This is a genomic window from Candidatus Methylomirabilota bacterium (assembly GCA_035764725.1).
GTDB lineage: Bacteria > Methylomirabilota > Methylomirabilia > Rokubacteriales > CSP1-6 > DASRWT01.
Map to the genome: position 1 here is coordinate 1 of DASTYT010000147.1, position 15,264 is coordinate 15,264.

Annotated in this window: 15 protein-coding genes; 12 read left to right on the top strand and 3 right to left on the bottom strand. The window is 69.6% G+C overall.

Going from position 1 to position 15,264, the window contains the following annotated elements; genetic code table 11:
• Positions 1 to 123: 123 nt before the first annotated feature.
• The 12 genes from VFX14_23995 (at position 124) to VFX14_24050 (ending at position 9,939) form a co-directional block, all read left to right on the top strand.
• Positions 124 to 720 carry a methyltransferase domain-containing protein gene (locus tag VFX14_23995; protein HEU5192755.1) on the top strand — a complete coding sequence of 199 codons (597 nt, stop codon included), beginning with the start codon at positions 124 to 126 and terminating at the stop codon, positions 718 to 720.
• A gap of 33 nt (positions 721 to 753) precedes the next feature.
• Entirely contained in the window at positions 754 to 888 is a 135-nt protein-coding gene (locus VFX14_24000; GenBank protein HEU5192756.1) for a hypothetical protein, read from the top strand.
• 96 nt (positions 889 to 984) lie between these two features.
• Positions 985 to 1,947, top strand: a complete 963-nt coding sequence (locus tag VFX14_24005) for an ABC transporter substrate-binding protein (protein ID HEU5192757.1) — start codon at positions 985 to 987, stop codon at positions 1,945 to 1,947.
• A 4-nt stretch (positions 1,948 to 1,951) separates the two neighbouring features.
• Complete coding sequence (locus VFX14_24010) at positions 1,952 to 2,707, top strand: ABC transporter permease subunit (protein HEU5192758.1); 756 nt, start codon at positions 1,952 to 1,954, stop codon at positions 2,705 to 2,707.
• Complete coding sequence (locus VFX14_24015; protein ID HEU5192759.1) at positions 2,704 to 3,477, top strand: ABC transporter ATP-binding protein; 774 nt, start codon at positions 2,704 to 2,706, stop codon at positions 3,475 to 3,477. The genes VFX14_24010 and VFX14_24015 overlap by 4 nt, the downstream gene beginning before the upstream one ends.
• On the top strand, positions 3,474 to 4,235 hold the full coding sequence (locus VFX14_24020) for an ABC transporter permease (protein HEU5192760.1): 762 nt from the start codon (positions 3,474 to 3,476) through the stop codon (positions 4,233 to 4,235). The genes VFX14_24015 and VFX14_24020 overlap by 4 nt, the downstream gene beginning before the upstream one ends.
• A 14-nt stretch (positions 4,236 to 4,249) precedes the next feature.
• A complete protein-coding gene (locus tag VFX14_24025; protein ID HEU5192761.1) occupies positions 4,250 to 4,708 on the top strand; it encodes a DUF1772 domain-containing protein in 459 nt (152 codons plus the stop codon).
• Between the two features lie 39 nt (positions 4,709 to 4,747).
• Positions 4,748 to 6,115, top strand: a complete 1,368-nt coding sequence (locus VFX14_24030) for a glutamine synthetase family protein (GenBank protein ID HEU5192762.1) — start codon at positions 4,748 to 4,750, stop codon at positions 6,113 to 6,115.
• Between the two features lies 1 nt (position 6,116).
• Positions 6,117 to 7,253, top strand: a complete 1,137-nt coding sequence (locus tag VFX14_24035; GenBank protein ID HEU5192763.1) for an amidohydrolase family protein — start codon at positions 6,117 to 6,119, stop codon at positions 7,251 to 7,253.
• A gap of 57 nt (positions 7,254 to 7,310) precedes the next feature.
• On the top strand, positions 7,311 to 8,378 hold the full coding sequence (locus VFX14_24040) for an AI-2E family transporter (protein ID HEU5192764.1): 1,068 nt from the start codon (positions 7,311 to 7,313) through the stop codon (positions 8,376 to 8,378).
• Between the two features lie 8 nt (positions 8,379 to 8,386).
• On the top strand, positions 8,387 to 9,562 hold the full coding sequence (locus tag VFX14_24045; protein HEU5192765.1) for an MFS transporter: 1,176 nt from the start codon (positions 8,387 to 8,389) through the stop codon (positions 9,560 to 9,562).
• Between the two features lie 155 nt (positions 9,563 to 9,717).
• A complete protein-coding gene (locus VFX14_24050) occupies positions 9,718 to 9,939 on the top strand; it encodes an SDR family oxidoreductase (GenBank protein ID HEU5192766.1) in 222 nt (73 codons plus the stop codon).
• Positions 9,940 to 9,967: 28 nt separating this feature from the next.
• On the opposite strand, the gene sthA is transcribed toward VFX14_24050, so the two are convergent.
• The 3 genes from sthA to VFX14_24065 all read right to left on the bottom strand — a co-directional run bounded on the left by sthA (position 9,968) and on the right by VFX14_24065 (position 15,263).
• On the bottom strand, positions 9,968 to 11,446 hold the full coding sequence (sthA, locus tag VFX14_24055; protein ID HEU5192767.1) for a Si-specific NAD(P)(+) transhydrogenase: 1,479 nt from the start codon (positions 11,444 to 11,446) through the stop codon (positions 9,968 to 9,970).
• Complete coding sequence (locus VFX14_24060; protein HEU5192768.1) at positions 11,443 to 12,450, bottom strand: NAD(P)-dependent alcohol dehydrogenase; 1,008 nt, start codon at positions 12,448 to 12,450, stop codon at positions 11,443 to 11,445. The genes sthA and VFX14_24060 overlap by 4 nt, the downstream gene beginning before the upstream one ends.
• A 71-nt stretch (positions 12,451 to 12,521) precedes the next feature.
• On the bottom strand, positions 12,522 to 15,263 hold the full coding sequence (locus VFX14_24065; GenBank protein HEU5192769.1) for an MMPL family transporter: 2,742 nt from the start codon (positions 15,261 to 15,263) through the stop codon (positions 12,522 to 12,524).
• Between the last annotated feature and the right edge of the window lies 1 nt (position 15,264).

The following is a 15,264-nucleotide window of genomic DNA, read 5'->3' on the forward strand; positions in this document are numbered from 1 at the left end:
GGCGAGCCGCCGCTCCCTATGTTCTCCCTGGGTTTCCCCTGAGCAGGCCACCGCCCGCCGCGCGATCATTCCACCAGCGGTCAGATCCACTCCCGACCCATGCGGGACCCACAAGGAGGCTCCATGCCGCTGGATGCACAGGCTCTACGTCTGGAGATTCGAAAGGTCTATAGCCAGGTCGCCACCGAACCGAAGAAGGGTTATCACTTCCACACCGGGCGCGACTACGCCGTCGAGCGCCTCGGTTACCGTTGGGAGGATCTGGCCGAGCTACCGGCCACGATCACCGCATCCTTTGCCGGCGTGGGAAATCCGCTCGCCATGGGGCTTCCCCTCCCGGGTGACACGGTGGTGGACATCGGCGCGGGCAGCGGCACGGACACCTTCCTCGCCGCCCGCCACGTGGGGCCCACGGGCCTCGTGCTCGCCGTGGACATGACGCCGGCCATGCTCGCGCTCGGCCACCTGCATGTCGCGCTCACGGGGGTTCGCCAGGTCGAGTACGTCGAGGGCCTCGCGGAGAGCCTTCCGCTGCCCGACGGCGTCGCCGACCTCGTGATCTCCAACGGCGTGATCAACCTCGTCCCCGACAAGGACAAGGCGCTTGCCGAAGCATTCCGGGTGCTGAAGCCCGGGGGCCGGCTGCAGATCTCCGACGTCGTGGTGCACCGTGACATCCCGCCTGCAGCGCGCGAGGACGTCGCGATCTGGACGGCCTGAATCGGAGGCGCTCTCCTGGAAGGAGAGTACCTCGTGAAGATCGCCCGGGCGGGATTCGAGGACGTCGACGTGACGTGGCGCGGCCTGCCGTTTGCGGGGGCCAGCGGCCAGCGAAGGGCCGACAAGTACGAGACGGAGGGTGTAAACATCCGGGCGCGGAAGCCCTGACCCGTCTCGCCGCCGTCTCGCGCTGACCACCTCCGGGGGGAGGGGGTGCCGCCCGTGCTACCATGGCCGCCGGCACACGAACCCCAGGAGGATTCCATGGCAACGAGGCTCATGGCTCGGCTGGCGGTGGTGCTGGCCTTCGGCGCGCTGATGTCGCTTCCGGGACGCGCCGACGCTCAAGAAACCATCCGCATCGGCTGTCCCACCAAGACCTACTTCCCCACCATCCTCGCCATCGTCGCGAAGGAGAAGGGCCTGTTCGAGAAGGAGGGTCTGCGGCCCGAGATCACGATCTATCGCGGCGGCGGGGAGACCTTCGAGGCGATCGCCGCGAACTCGGCGGACCTCGGCACGGTCGCGGTGCCCCTCGTGGCGACGTCCCGGAAGCGGGGCGTGCTCGTGAAGATCATCGGGGGAAGCGGTGATGAGTGGTCGGGCTGGATCCTCGGCGTGAAGACTGCGTCCCCGATCAAGTCGCCCAGGGAGCTGGACGGCAAGAAGGTCGGTATCACCTCCGCCGGCTCCGGTACCGACACGCTGGCCTTGTGGGCCCAGGCTGAGCACAAGGCGACGTTCCAGCGCGTGCCCGTGGGGGGCGGCGGGCTGGTGCCGAATCTGCTCAACGACAACCTGGCCGCCGCGGTGATCTACTCGCCCCTCAGCTATCAGGTCGTGTCGGAGGGCAAGGTGCGCGTCCTCGTCGACTTCGCGACCGCGATGCCGCCGAATCTCATCGGGGGCTGGGCCGCGACCGAGAAGAATCTGAACGAGCGGCGCCCCTTCATCCAGAAGGGGCTCAACGCCCTCTACGGCGCGCTCGAGTACATGCGGAACAACCCCGACTACGCCATCAAGACCATCGCGAGCAACAACGAGCTCCCGATGGAGATCGCCAAGATGGAGTACGAGAAGACCTTTCTCCGGCTCTCGCGCGACGGCAAGATCAGCCAGGCGTCCGTGGAGAAGGCCATGGAGCTGGCGGCGGCGAGTGGCGTGAAGGACATGGCGCCGGCTGCCGAGGTCTTCCTGAACATGCCGATCGCGCCGACCAAGCCGTAGGGTCATGCGGCGGCACGAGCGCCTGGTCGTTGCCGCCGTCGTCCTCGCTCTCGTCGGTCTCTGGGAGGCCATGGTGCGGCTGGGACGGCTCGATGCCGGGGTGGCTCCGGCGCCGAGCACCGTCCTGGCCGCGCTGACCCGGCTGCTCAGTCGCCCCGAGGTGCTGCAGAGCCTCGGGGTGACCGCCTGGGAAGTGCTGGCCGCGTTTCTCCTGGCCGTCCCCCTCGGCCTCCTCCTGGGATTTCTCCTCGCCGAGGTGCCCCTCCTGGGCGCGCTGTTTCGGCCGCTCGTCAACTTCCTCTTCGGTGTTCCCAAGTCCATCTTCCTGCCCGTCTTCATCCTGGTCTTCGGCGTGAGCACCCTGCAGAAGATTGCCTTCGGCGTGTTCACCACGATCTTTGTGCTGATCGTCGGTGGGATTGCGGCGGTGCAGTCGGTGCCCCGCGAGCTGATTCTGGTCAGCCGCGTCTACGGCGCCAGCCGAGGGCAGATCATCCGGGAGATCTACGTGCCCGCGATGGCTCCGATCCTGCTCGAGTCGATCCGGCTCGGCATGGTGTTCAACATCACCGCGATCCTCCTGTGCGAGATCTACGGCGCCCGCGATGGCATCGGGTACCGGATCGCCGCGTGGGGCGAGAACGTGCAGATGCCCCAGCTCTACGCCGCCCTCGTCATCGTCGCCCTGGCCGCGGTGGCCGTGAACGAGGTGCTGCGCGCGGTCGAGGGGCGTCTGGCCGCGTGGCGAGATCGCTCGTGACGCGGCCCCTCGTCGCCATCCGGGGCGTGTCACAGCACTTCGGGGCCGACGGCGCCCGGGTCCCCGCGCTCGAATCGATCGATCTCGACATCCCCGATGGACAGTTCACCGCGGTGGTGGGCCCCAGCGGCTGCGGCAAGTCCACGCTGCTCTCGCTCATCGCCGGGCTCCGGCTGCCCTCGAGCGGCACCGTGCTCTGCGACGGCGAGCGGATCACCGGCCCGATGCCGCGGAAGGTGGGCATGATCTTCCAGGAAGCCAATCTGCTCCCCTGGCTCTCCGCGATCGACAACGTGGCGTTCCCGCTCAAGCTCAGACACGTGGCGAAGGCCGAGCGCCTCGACGCGGCCCGCCGCATGCTGGATCTCACCGGCCTCCGCGGCTTCGAGGACCGCCTCCCGCACCAGCTCTCGGGCGGCATGAAGCAGCGGGTGGCGATCGCCCGCGGCCTCGTCCAGAACCCCGCGGTGCTGCTCATGGACGAGCCATTCGCCTCGCTGGACGAGCAGACGCGTATGGTGCTGGGCGACGAGCTGTTGCGCATCTGGTCCGAGACGCGCAAGACCGTGCTGTTCGTGACCCACAGTCTGAACGAAGCGGTGTACCTCGCCGACCGGGTCGTCGTGCTGAGCGCGCGGCCCGGGCGCCTTGTCGACGACATCGTCGTGGACTTGCCGCGCCCCCGCAGCTTTGCGCTGACCGCGGAGGAGCGCTTCGGGGCGCTGAAGGACCGCATCTGGCAGCACATCAAGAACGCGGAGCGACGATGACCTGGGCCGAGCGGCACGTGCGACTCTGCCAGGTCGTGCTCTACCTCGGGATCCTCGCCGCCTGGGAGATCCTGCCGCGCGCCGGGCTCGTCCCCCGCCTCTTCGTTCCGCCGCTCAGTGAGGCGCTCGGGAGGCTCGTCAGCAGCCATCGGGAATATTTGGGCAGCCTGCCCACCACGTTCGGCGAGATCCTGGCCGCCTACGCGATCGCGTGTGGCGGCGGCATCCTGCTCGGCCAGCTCGTCGGGTCTTCGGCGAGAGGTCGACGTATGGTGCTGCCCGTTCTCCGCAGCGTCTACGCGGTGCCCCTGGTGGTGCTCTACCCGGCGATGATGGTGTGGTTCGGTCTGGGCTCCGAGTCGAAGATCGCCTTCGCCGCGATCTACGCGGTGATCCCGACCATGCTGACGGCGGTCGCGGGCGTGGCGGCGCTGACGCCGGCGCTCGGCGAGACGGCGCGCGCGTTCGGGGCGACCCGCGTCCAGCAAATCCTCTACATCGCGCTGCCCGCAAGCCTGCCCTCCATCGTGGCCGCCCTCCGTCTCGGCGGCGCGCTGGTGATCGTCGGCGTGATCGTCGCGCAGATGCTGGGGGCCGCCGACGGCCTCGGCTATCTCATCACGCGGCATCGCACCCTGCTCGACAGCCCGGGCGTCTATGCGGGCATCGTGCTCGTCCTCGCGATCACCGGGCTGCACGAGCTGGTGCTTCGGCGCCTGGAGCGGAAAGTGGCGGCGTATCGTGGGGAAGGCGACTAGGCGGGAGGGATCCGGTGACGGTCGCATCCGCGCTCATCATGCTCGCGTGCCTCGTGTTCGGGTTGCTCGCGGGCGGCATGCTCGTGATCGGCGTCGCCTTCGTGAGCTTCTGGAAAAGCCTCTCGCCCGCCGAGTTCCAGGCCTGGTTCGCCGCCTATGCCCACCTCATCGGCCGGCTGATGATCCCGCTGGGGAGCGCGAGCGTCGCCGGCACGCTGGCCGCGCTCGTCGCCGCCCGGGCGGGCCCGGTGACGCGTGGTCGCTGGCTCCTCATCGCGACGCTCTCGGCGATCGGGGTGATGGTGACCTATCCGATCTTCTTCGCGACCACCAACGCCTTGTTCGAGCGCGGCGGCCTGTCGGATCCCGATGTGCGGTCGCTGCTCGCCCGGTGGGCGACGTGGCACTGGGTCCGGACCGCCCTCGGGATCGTGGGCTTCGGCGCGGCGCTGCGCGCCCTTCATCTGTCATGACGCGCTCGGCGTTCCGGACGCGTTATCCTACGCGTGGCCATGGTGACCCGTTCCCGGCGCGCCCCTGATCCGACCGAGCAGGCCCGGCGGACCGGCGTCCGCCTCGTACGCTTCCTCTACACCGACAACGGCGGCATCACCCGCGGGAAGGCCACGCATGTGGACGGACTCGCGAGCCGGCTGACCGATGGCATCGGGCTCACCGTGGCCATGCAGGCGATGAACATGCTGGACCAGCTCCAGGCCGTCGAGGGCCTCGGCCCGGTCGGCGAGATCCGACTGGTTCCCGATCCGCAGACCTTCACCGTGCTGCCGTACGCGCCGCACGCCGCGGCCATGACGAGCGACATGCGCACGCTGGAGGGTGCGCCGTGGGAGGCGTGCCCGCGGGCCTTCCTCAAGCGCCAGATCTCGGCGTGCGGCGCGGCGGGGTTCAGCGTGCGCGCGGCCTTCGAGTGCGAGTTCACGCTGGCCGCCAAGCAGGCGGACGGCGCCTTCGCCCCGCTCGACGAGAGCCTCTGCTTCTCCACCGTCGGCATGACGACGGCGGCGCCCGTCATGGACGACATCGTGGCGGCGCTCGAAGCCCAGCGCATTCCCGTCGAGCAGTACTATCCCGAGCTGGGCCATGGCCAGCAGGAGCTCTCCATCGGCCACGCCCCGGCGCTCGCGGCGGCCGACCGCCAGGTCTTCTATCGCGAGACCGTACGCGCCGTGGCGCACCGTCACGGGCTCTGGGCGTCGCTCGCGCCCAAGCCTTTCGTCGATCAGGCTGGCAATGGCGCCCACATCCACTGGAGCCTGTGGGATGCGGCAGGACGGCGGTCGCGGATGTACGACCCGCGGGGCCGCTACGGGGTGAGCGCGCTGGGCTATCACTTCATCGCGGGCGTGCTCGATCATCTGCCGGCGCTGCTTGCGCTGACCTGTCCCAGCGTCAACTCGTATCGCCGGCTCCAGCCGCATTTCTGGAGCTCGGCCTACACGGCGTGGGGACCCGACAACCGGGAGGCGGCGGTGCGAGTGCCCTCGACGTATCCCTCCGACCGCGCCGGCTCGACCAATGCCGAGCTCAAGGCGTCGGATTCATCGTCGAATCCGTACCTCGCGCTGGGCGGATTGCTCGCGGCCGGGCTCGATGGTGTCACCCGCGGGCTCGAGGCGGGGGAGCCCGTGCTCCTCGATCCCGGTACCCTCTCCGAGCGCGAGCGGCAGAAGCGCGGGATCCAGCGCTACCCGACCACGCTCGATGCGGCGCTCGGTTGCCTGGAGCGAGATGCCGTGCTCATGTCGGCCCTCGGTCCGACCCTGGCGCGCGCGTATCTCGCCGTGAAGCGCTCGGAGGCGGCGGCGTTCGGCCGTGAGGACGCCGCGTTCGAGACGAAGCACCACTTCTGGAAGTTCTGAGGTGGACCTCGGGACCGTCCCGATCCTGGATCAGCACTGCCATGCGCTGCTGCGCGATGGGAAGATCGACGGCGCCGCCGCGTACGCGCGATTCTTCACGGAGAGCGGCGACCCGACGGTGCACGCGCGCCACGCGCACGAGACGGTCTTCTACCGCTGGGCCATCCGGGAGCTTGCCGCGCTCTTCGGCTGTGCGCCGAGCACCGAGGCGGTGCTCGCCGCGCGGGGCGGCATGTCCCCCGACGCGCTGGCGCGTCGGCTGCTCGGCGAGGCCAACATCGCGCTGCTGCTCGTCGATCACGGCTACCAGACCGCGGCGACGTGGCCGCCCGCGGAGATGGCGGCGCGGGTCCCCCCTCGTGTCCTGCCCATTCTGCGGCTCGAGACGCTCGCGCAGGCCCTGATCGTCCGGCACGAGACGTTCGACGCCGTGATCGAGGCCTATTCGGCGATCGTCGAGCGAGCGCGCGCAGACGGCTTCATCGGACTCAAGAGCATCATCGCCTACCGGACGGGGCTCGCGGTGAGCGAGACGTCACGGGACGACGCCATTGCGGCGTTCGGCCCCGTCAAGGCGCGCGCCCGCCGTGACGGCCGGGTGCGCCTTGCCGTCAAGCCGCTCAACGACTACCTCCTGCTGCGCGCCCTCGAAATCGCCGCGCGCCAGGCCCTGCCCCTGCAGATCCACACCGGCTTCGGCGATGCCGATCTCGACCTCCGCGAGGCGAATCCGCTGCACCTGCGCCCGCTGCTCGAGAGCGGGCGGTACGCGAGCGTGCCGTTCGTGCTCCTGCACGCGAGCTATCCCTATGTCCGCGAGCTCGGCTACCTGGCGGCCATGTACCCCAACGTCCACGCCGACGTGGGGCTGGCCATTCCCCATCTCGCCGCCGAGGTGCCCGCCATGCTGCGTCAGCTCCTGGGCCTCGCCCCGACCACCAAGGTGGTGTACTCGAGCGACGCGTCGCAGATCCCCGAGCTCTACTGGCTGGCCGCGCGCTGGGGGCGTCGTGGGCTTGCGACGGTGCTCGATGAGCTGGTGGCGCTCGGCGCTCTCGATAGCCGCGAGGCTCTCATGGTGGCGCAGCGTGTGCTCGGGGCCAACGCGGCGAGAATCTACGGGCTGCCCTGGCCCTAGCCCCCTCGCGGCGAGCGGAGAGCCTGATCACGGCTGACCCTCCTGTAGCCTGTAGGTATGGCCTCCACCGGCGCCGGCGGTCCGCCCGTCCTGAGGGACCGCGCGTTCCTGCTCCTCCTGATCCTCGTGTCGGTGGCCTTCGCGTGGATACTCTGGCCGCTCTACGGCGCGATTCTCTGGGGGACGATCCTGGCGGTCGTATCCGCCCCGCTGAACCGGTGGCTGACGGGGCGATTCGGCGGCCGCCGGACCGCCGCCGCTCTGGTGACGCTCGTGCTGGTCGTGGTCATCGTCATCCTGCCCGTGACCGTCATCGGCGGGCTCCTCGTTGAGCAGGCGGCCGACGTCTACACGCGGGTGAAATCGGGTGAGCTGAATCCGGCGCAGCACTTCGAGCGCATCGTCCACACGCTGCCCGGATGGGCGGTACGACTGCTGGAGCGCTTCGACCTCGCCGAGCTGACCGCCGTGCAGCATCGGATCTCCGAAGGGTTGCTGGGCGGCAGCCAGTTCGTTGCCACGCAGGCCCTGAGTGTCGGGCAGCGCACATTCGACGTCGTGGTCAGCTTCTTCGTCATGCTCTATCTCCTGTTCTTCCTGCTGCGCGACGGGGACGACCTGGTGCGGCGCATCCGCGCGGCGGTGCCGCTGAGCGCCGAGCATCAGGGCGCGCTCGGCGAGAACTTCACCCTGGTGATTCGCGCCACCGTCAAGGGCACCGTCGTGGTGGCGCTCGCGCAGGGCGTGCTCGGCGGGCTCATGTTCTGGCTGCTCGGCATCCGGGGCGCGCTGCTGTGGGCCGTGGTCATGGCGTTGCTCTCGCTGCTCCCCGGCGTCGGGACCGCCCTCGTGTGGGTGCCGGTGGCGGTCTACTTCCTGGTGACCGGCGCCGTGTGGTCAGGCCTCCTGCTGATCGGCTACGGCGTCCTCGTGATCGGCCTGGTGGACAATGTGTTGCGCCCGGTGCTGGTGGGCAAGGACACCCGCATACCGGACTACGTGGTGCTGATTTCCACGCTGGGCGGCCTCGCCGTCTTCGGCGCGAACGGGATCGTCGTGGGACCCATCATCGCCGCCCTGTTTCTGGCCGCTTGGGACATCGCCTCGACCTCCCGGCCTCGGTGACCCGCCGGGTGAGGCGTCTTCTGCCCTTCGTGGCGCTCTACGCGCTCATGTACGGCGCCTTCGGGGTCTCCTCGCCGTTCATGCCCGCGTTCTTCGAGGCGCGTGGCCTGACCGCGGGAGAGCTCGGCTTCCTGTTCGGCGCCGGGACGGCGATTCGCCTCGTCTCCGGCCCGCTATGCGGCCGCCTTGCCGATCTCACGGGGGCCCTCCGCGAGGTGCTCGCGGTCTGTGCGCTCCTCGCGGCCGCAGTGGCGCTGGCACTCCTCGTGGGCGCCGGCTTTCCCGCCCTGCTCGCCATCAGCCTGCTCCACGCGGCGGCGCTGGCGCCGATCACCACCTTGGGTGACGCGTTGACCCTGCGCGCGGCGTTCGAGACTCGGGGCGGCGCCGCCTTCGAGTACGGCTGGGTGCGCGGGACGGGCTCCGGCGTCTTCATCCTGGGCACGCTGCTGAGCGGCCAGGTCGTCGGCGCCTGGGGGCTCGGTTCCATCCTCTGGTTGCACGCGCTACAGCTGGCGCTGGCCGCCGGTGTGGTCCTGCTCGTCCCGGCGCCGGCACCGCCTGCGCACCGGGAAGGCCAGCGCGCGCCCCCGCGAACGGACGACGTGCGCTTCCTGCTGCGGATCCCCGAGTTCCAGCGGGTCCTCATCGTGTCCACGCTCGTGCTGGGCAGCCATGCGATGCACGACACGTTCGCGGTCATCCGATGGTCCGGCGCGGGCGTCAGCCCGGCATTGGTCAGCGTACTCTGGTCGGAAGCGGTGGCGGCCGAGGTACTCGTGTTCTTCCTCGTCGGCCCCGCGCTGGTGACGCGGCTGGGCGCCCGGGGCGTCATGGCGCTCGCGGCAACCGCCGGCCTTGTCCGCTGGCTGGTCGTGGGATCCACCACGGCGGTGGCCGTGCTGGCCGTGGTGCAGCCGCTCCACGGCCTCACGTTCGCCGCCCTCCACCTGGCGTGCATGCGCGTGATCGGGGCCGCCGTCCCGCCCGGCCTGGCCGCCACCGCCCAGGCGACGTATGCTCTAGGCGCCGCGGGCGCGAGCGCCGCGTTGATGCTCGTCTCCGGCGCGCTCTATGCGCGCCTGGGCGCCCAGGCCTTTCTCGTCATGGCGCTGCTCTGCGCCCTCGCGATTCCGCCGGCGGCCTCACGCTGGCGGAGGGGAGGTGGACCATGTCTCGGCTGATCGCGTTGATGTGCTGGATGGTCCTCGGCGCCGGGCTCGCGCCGGTGCTTGCGCAGCCGGCCCGCGATGACAAGACACTGCAAGGGACCTGGACGGCGACATGAGCGGAGCGTGACGGCAAGGCCGCCGATGATGTGATCGGCAATCGGCTGTCCTTGACTGCCAATCGATTCCAGATCCACTCCAAGGACGGGACGCACCTCTACGCGGCCGCCGGCTTCGTAGGCAGCGACTTTCAGAAGATGGTCGAGACGCAGGCGCCGCTCGGGCAGATGGGGCAGCCGGACGACATCGTGCCGACTGCCGTGTACCTGGCGTCGTCCGACTCCAAGTACATGACGGGGGAGACGCTGCTGGTGGCCGATGGCTTGAGATAGTCGGGACGGGCACCTGCCGCAGATGCCGTCACTGGTGGCGCCGAGGGAGCCGTCGCGCCGCCGAGGGCAGGTCGCGCGCGATCTGCGCCCGGTAGGCGGCGTCCTTGTAGAGCGTCGCGAGGGTCGGCACGTTGAAGCACGCTCGGTGAAGCTCCTCGGCCCCGCCCCCGAGGAGCAGGGTCATCAGGCCGATGTGGACGAGCTCTGTCGCCTGCTCCCCGAGCATGTGGACGCCCAGCAGCTTCATGTCCTCGCGCCGAAACAGCAGCTTCAGGAGCCCGGCGCGGTCGCCGATGATGGCGCCGCGCGCGTTGTCCGCGTAGCGGGCACGTCCCACCACGTAGTCGACGCCCTGCGTGCGCAGCTCTTCTTCGGTGGCGCCGACCGTGCTTACTTCTGGGATCGTGTAGATCCCGTTGGGGAAAAGAGGGTCCACCGCCTCCTTCAGGCGGTGGCCGAAGGCGGTGGACACCGCGAGGCGCGCCTGCTCGGCGCTCACGGAGGCCAGCGCGGGGAAGCCGACCACGTCGCCGGCGGCGAGGATGTTCGGAACCCGCGTCCGGAAGTGCGCATCGACGTGGAGATGGCCCCGCTCGTCGGTGGAGAGGCCCGCGGCCTCCAGCCGGAGATCCTCGACGACCGCGCGACGTCCAGCCGCCACCAGCACGGCGTCGACGCGGAGCGACGCGCCCGAGGACAGCGTGAGCCGGATGGGTCCGCGCACGGGCGCCTGACACGCCGTCACGCGCTCGCGCCAGCGAAACCGAATGCCGAGCGCGGTCATGGCCCGCGTGAGCTCGCGCGCGATCTCGCGGTCGAGAAACGAGAGCAGGGCCGCACGCCCGTCGACGAGATCCACCTTCGCGCCGAGCGCGGCGAACATCGACGCATACTCGCTGCCGATGACGCCGGCGCCGATGACGGCAAGCCGTCGAGGCAGCCGCTCGAGCTCGAGGATCTCGTCCGAATCCCAGACTTGCGGGTGCTCGAACGGAAACTCGCGCGGCCGTGCGGGCCGGCTGCCGGTCGCGATCAGGACGAAGCGCGCGCGTAGCTGGCGCGGCCGGCCCTTCGAGGGCGATGTCGGCACGACCTCGACGCGGTCGGTCGCGAGGAAGCGCGCCAATCCCCTGATTCGCGTGATGCCCAGGCGGGCGAGCCGCTCCGCGACGTTCGCGCGCGCCGTCGCCTTGACGTGGCGCTCGTGGTAGAGGAAGTCGGCGACGCGCGCCCCCCGGCGCAGGGAGAGGTCGACCCCGTACAGATTGCGGCTGCGGTGACCCGACAGCGCCAGCGCCGTCTCCCGCAGGGTCTTGCTGGGAATGGTGCCGGTATTGATGAGGGCGCCCCCCAGGGCCGATGACCGCTCGACGAGCGCGACCTTGGCCCCGAGAACGCCGCCCGCGATGGCGCCGGCGAGCCCCGCGGGCCCGGCCCCGATGACCACGAGGTCGAATGCGTCTCGCGCCGACCCCGCGTCTCCCTCGAGCCCGCTCGGGTGGCTCAGAAGTCCATGTCCAGCACGATCCGGTATCGGGCTTTGCCCGATTCGAGCCGGGCAAAGGCCTCGTTGATCCGGCTCATGGGGAAGTGCTCGGTTTGCGGCGCGATCCGGTGGCGGGCCGCGAAGTCCAGCATGGTCGCGATGCCCACCGGCGAGCCGGTGGGCGAGCCGGACACCGCCCGCTGCTGGAGAACGAGCGAGAAGGCCGACACCGGAATGGGCTCCACCATCAACCCGACCACGTGGAGCCGACCGTTCGGCGCGACCGTCCCGATCATCGCGTTCCAGTCGATCGGCGCGCTGACGGTGCTGATCAAGAGATCGAGGCTGCCGCCGAGCTTCTTGATCGCCGCCGAGTCCTTGCTCGAGACGACGTGACGCGCGCCGAAGCTCTTCGCCTCGTCGAACTTGCTCTCGCTCGACGTGAACGCCGTCACGTCGCAGCCATACGCGGCGGCGAACTTCAGGGCCATGTGCCCGAGGCCGCCGATGCCGATGACGCCGACGCGATCCACGGGCTTGGCGTGCGCGACGAGCGGCGAGAACACGGTGATGCCGCCGCAGAGCAGCGGCCCGGCGTCGGCGAGGTCGAGGCCGTCGGGCAGCGGAATGGCCCAGGCCCAGTGGCAGCGGATGTGGGAGGCGAAGCCGCCCCGGTGGCCCACGATGGTGAGCTGCGCCTGCGGGCAGAGGTGCTGGCGACCGGAGAGGCACTGGCGGCAATGCATGCAGCTGCCCGAGAACCAGCCGACGCCGACCTGCTGGCCGACGGCGACGCCCTTGGCGCTCGAGCCGACGGTGGTGACGCGGCCCACGACCTCGTGGCCGAGCGTGGCCGGGAATTGCGAGATGCCGAATTCATCGTTGAAGATCGACAGATCGGAGTGACACAGCCCACAGTGCTCGACCGCGACCTCCACCTCCTCGGTCCCGAGAGGACCCGGCTCGACGGTGGTGAACGCCATCGGCTGCTTCGCCGCCTTCGCGACCCACGCCTTGCAGATCATCGCGAACCCTCCTGCGCGTGCCATGTGAGTGTAAGCCCCGCCAGACGGGGGCGCAACGAACGCGACGCGCGTCAACGAGTGCCGGCTCCCGGCGGCGACGCGACCGCGTCTTCTCGACGGAGTGACCCTTCAGCGAAGAGCTCGATCAGGACCGGCAACACGAGAACGGCCGCGAGAAGGCTCGCGGTGGAGCCGACGCTGAGCAGAAGCCCGAGTGTAAACATGCCGTGGTGGTGGGCCACCAGCAAGCTCCCAAAGCCGGCGATGGTCGTGAGCCAGCTCAGCACGACCCCCAGGACCACGCTTCGGGGGAACCGCGGGCCACCGCGGTCGACGGCCTCGAGGTATCGCACATAGATGTTGAGGCCGTATTCGGCGGCGGTGCCCACGATGAGCGGGAGCGCCCACACGTTGGCGAGGTTGAACTCGAGCTTGAGCAACCGCATGACGCCGAGGGTCCACAGGGCGCCCAGGCCCACCGGAGCGAGGGCGAGGGTGGTGCCCCGCACGGATCTCAGAATGGCGAACGTGATCGCGGCGACGAGCAGGAGCGCATAGGGCGTGCCCTCGAAGTATCCGCGCTCGATGAGGTGAGTCGCCTCGAAGTTCGTGACCGGGGGCCCGGTGACGTCGGGATCGACCGCGCGCAGGTCCTCGATGAAGCGGCGCGCCCCGACCTCCTGCCAGATGTCGACGCCGGGGTGGATGCGAAGCAAGAATCGGCCGCTGTGGCCGACATACCGCCCCCGAAGCTCGGGCGGCGCCTCGCCGTCATGCACCGGCTTGGGATCGAGATTCTGCTGGAAGCGCTCGATCTTGCCCTTGAAATCCGTGTAAAGCTCGCCTTGCAAGCGCCGCAGACCGTCGAGGGCATCCGGTCCCATCCCCTCCATCCGGGCAAGGGTACGATCCACCCCTTCGTACAGCCGTTGCACGGAGGTGCGCGCGGCGGGATCGGTGATGCTCTCAAGGGTCAAACCGAGGCGGCGTCGCAGCACCAGGAGCGCGGCCCGGAGCGCGTCCCCATCGAGGACGGCCGGCGGCGCCGCCACCCGGATCGCGGCCACGAGCGGAGCGAATTGGTGGATGAGGCGCACCTTCTCGGATTGCGCGTCGGGCACCAGCCGCAGCACACTCTCCACCTCGGAGACCGACGGCAGACGAGCGAAGGCCTCCTGCTTGCGGCGCAGCTCGTCCAAGCTCTGCGCGGTGGCCAGCGCGGTGAAACCCGAGTGCCCAGCGCTCGCGAGGATGCGCTGCTCCCAGATGACCGACTCCACGTCCGCCGCCTGGAGCCTCAACGTGTTGAAGTCGAAGGTCACGCCGCGAATGCCCCACGCCCCGATCGCGCTCAGCGCGCCCGCCGCGATCAGGGTCGTCCAGCGGTACGTGCGGAGACGGGCCAGCCATTCCGCCATCGAGCGACCACCTCGGAGCGGAGGCGAGAAAGACGACGCCGCGCGCGCCCTTGGCCGCTGGCGCTCGAGCGCGAGCAGGGCGGGGAAGAAGGTCAGCATCGAGACGAAGGCCATGAGAATGGCGATGGCCGAGACGATCCCGAACTCTCGAATACCCTGGAAATCGGTGAACACGAGCACGAGGAAGGTCCCCGCCGCCGTGAGGGCGCCCAGCAGCATGCCGGGGCCGGTGCGGCAGGCCGTACGCTCGAGCGCCTGCGCGATCGGGGCGCCGAGCGCACACTCCTCCTGGTAACGGTAGAGAAAGTAGATCCCGTAGTCGATGCCGATGCCGATCACGAGCGAGATGAACATGATCGAGAAGACGGTGAGGTGGCCGACGAACAGGGTGATCAAACCGAGCGCCCAGAGAAGGCTCGACGCGAGGGTGGCCAGCATGAGGAGGGGGGCGCCGGTCCGGCGGTACGCGAGGAGCAAGAAGACCAGGACGAGCGTCGCCGCCAGCGCGGTGGCGACCGTGCTATCGCGGAGAGCGGTCCCCATCTCGTCGTCCGCGATGGTGGGGCCACCGGTGACGCCCGCGCGCACCTCAGGAAACTCTGGCGTGAGGGTTCGGATCGCCCTGCGGATCGTCTCGATGCGCCCGCGGTTGTTGGTGAAGGCGCTCTCGTCCACGTGCTCCTCGACGAAGACGAAGAGCATCCGCTTGTCCGAAGAGAAGAAATAGTCTCCGTCAGGGTCGTCCAGGCTGCCGAGCGTGAAGCCCGCGCTCCAGGGTGAGGCGTACGGCGCATCCTTGTCGAGGCGTCCGCCGATCTGGCCTACCACCGCGGCGAGGAAGCGGAGGTCGGTCTTGCCGTCGTCCCCGAGTCCGAGGTCGAGGAAGCCGAGCGCCATCGCGTTGGCGAACTGCAGGTTGAGGTCTTCGACGAGTCCCACCAGCGTCGGGCGCGCGGCGTAGCTCGTGATGAGCTCGTCGTAGTCGAAGAGTCGATCGCGCAATCGGACGAGGTCATCGGACGGCAGATAGAGGAGGCCGCGCCCGTCGAAGAAGCGTGGGTCGATGCGGTAGGTGATGCGCGACGTCAGGCCCTCGCGCCGGAGAACTTCCACCAGGCGGTCGGCGTATCGCTTGGCTCGTGACGTTCGGGGCGACTCGACGGCGACGATGATGTCATCGAGCTCCTCGAAATCCTGGGTGTACTGATTGAGGAGTACCACGTAGCGAGCACGCTGAGGCAGGAGCCTGAGGGGAGAGGCGAGAAAGTCGAGCGCCCACAGTGTGTAGAGGCTGGCGCCTACCGCCAGAAGGAGCGAGGCCGCCACCGTCAACCACGGCCTCCGGACGCTCGCGCGCACGACCGCGGCGAGGAGGCGGCCCAGCCGTCCGTCCACG

Excerpts from the sequence above, each read along its gene's own strand:
- VFX14_24005 (HEU5192757.1), top strand. The coding sequence starts at position 985 with ATGGCAACGAGGCTCATGGCTCGGCTGGCGGTGGTGCTGGCCTTCGGC.
- VFX14_24060 (HEU5192768.1), bottom strand. The coding sequence starts at position 12,450 with ATGATCTGCAAGGCGTGGGTCGCGAAGGCGGCGAAGCAGCCGATGGCG.
- VFX14_24020 (HEU5192760.1), top strand. The coding sequence starts at position 3,474 with ATGACCTGGGCCGAGCGGCACGTGCGACTCTGCCAGGTCGTGCTCTAC.
- VFX14_23995 (HEU5192755.1), top strand. The coding sequence starts at position 124 with ATGCCGCTGGATGCACAGGCTCTACGTCTGGAGATTCGAAAGGTCTAT.
- VFX14_24030 (HEU5192762.1), top strand. The coding sequence starts at position 4,748 with ATGGTGACCCGTTCCCGGCGCGCCCCTGATCCGACCGAGCAGGCCCGG.
- VFX14_24040 (HEU5192764.1), top strand. The coding sequence starts at position 7,311 with ATGGCCTCCACCGGCGCCGGCGGTCCGCCCGTCCTGAGGGACCGCGCG.
- VFX14_24010 (HEU5192758.1), top strand. The coding sequence starts at position 1,952 with ATGCGGCGGCACGAGCGCCTGGTCGTTGCCGCCGTCGTCCTCGCTCTC.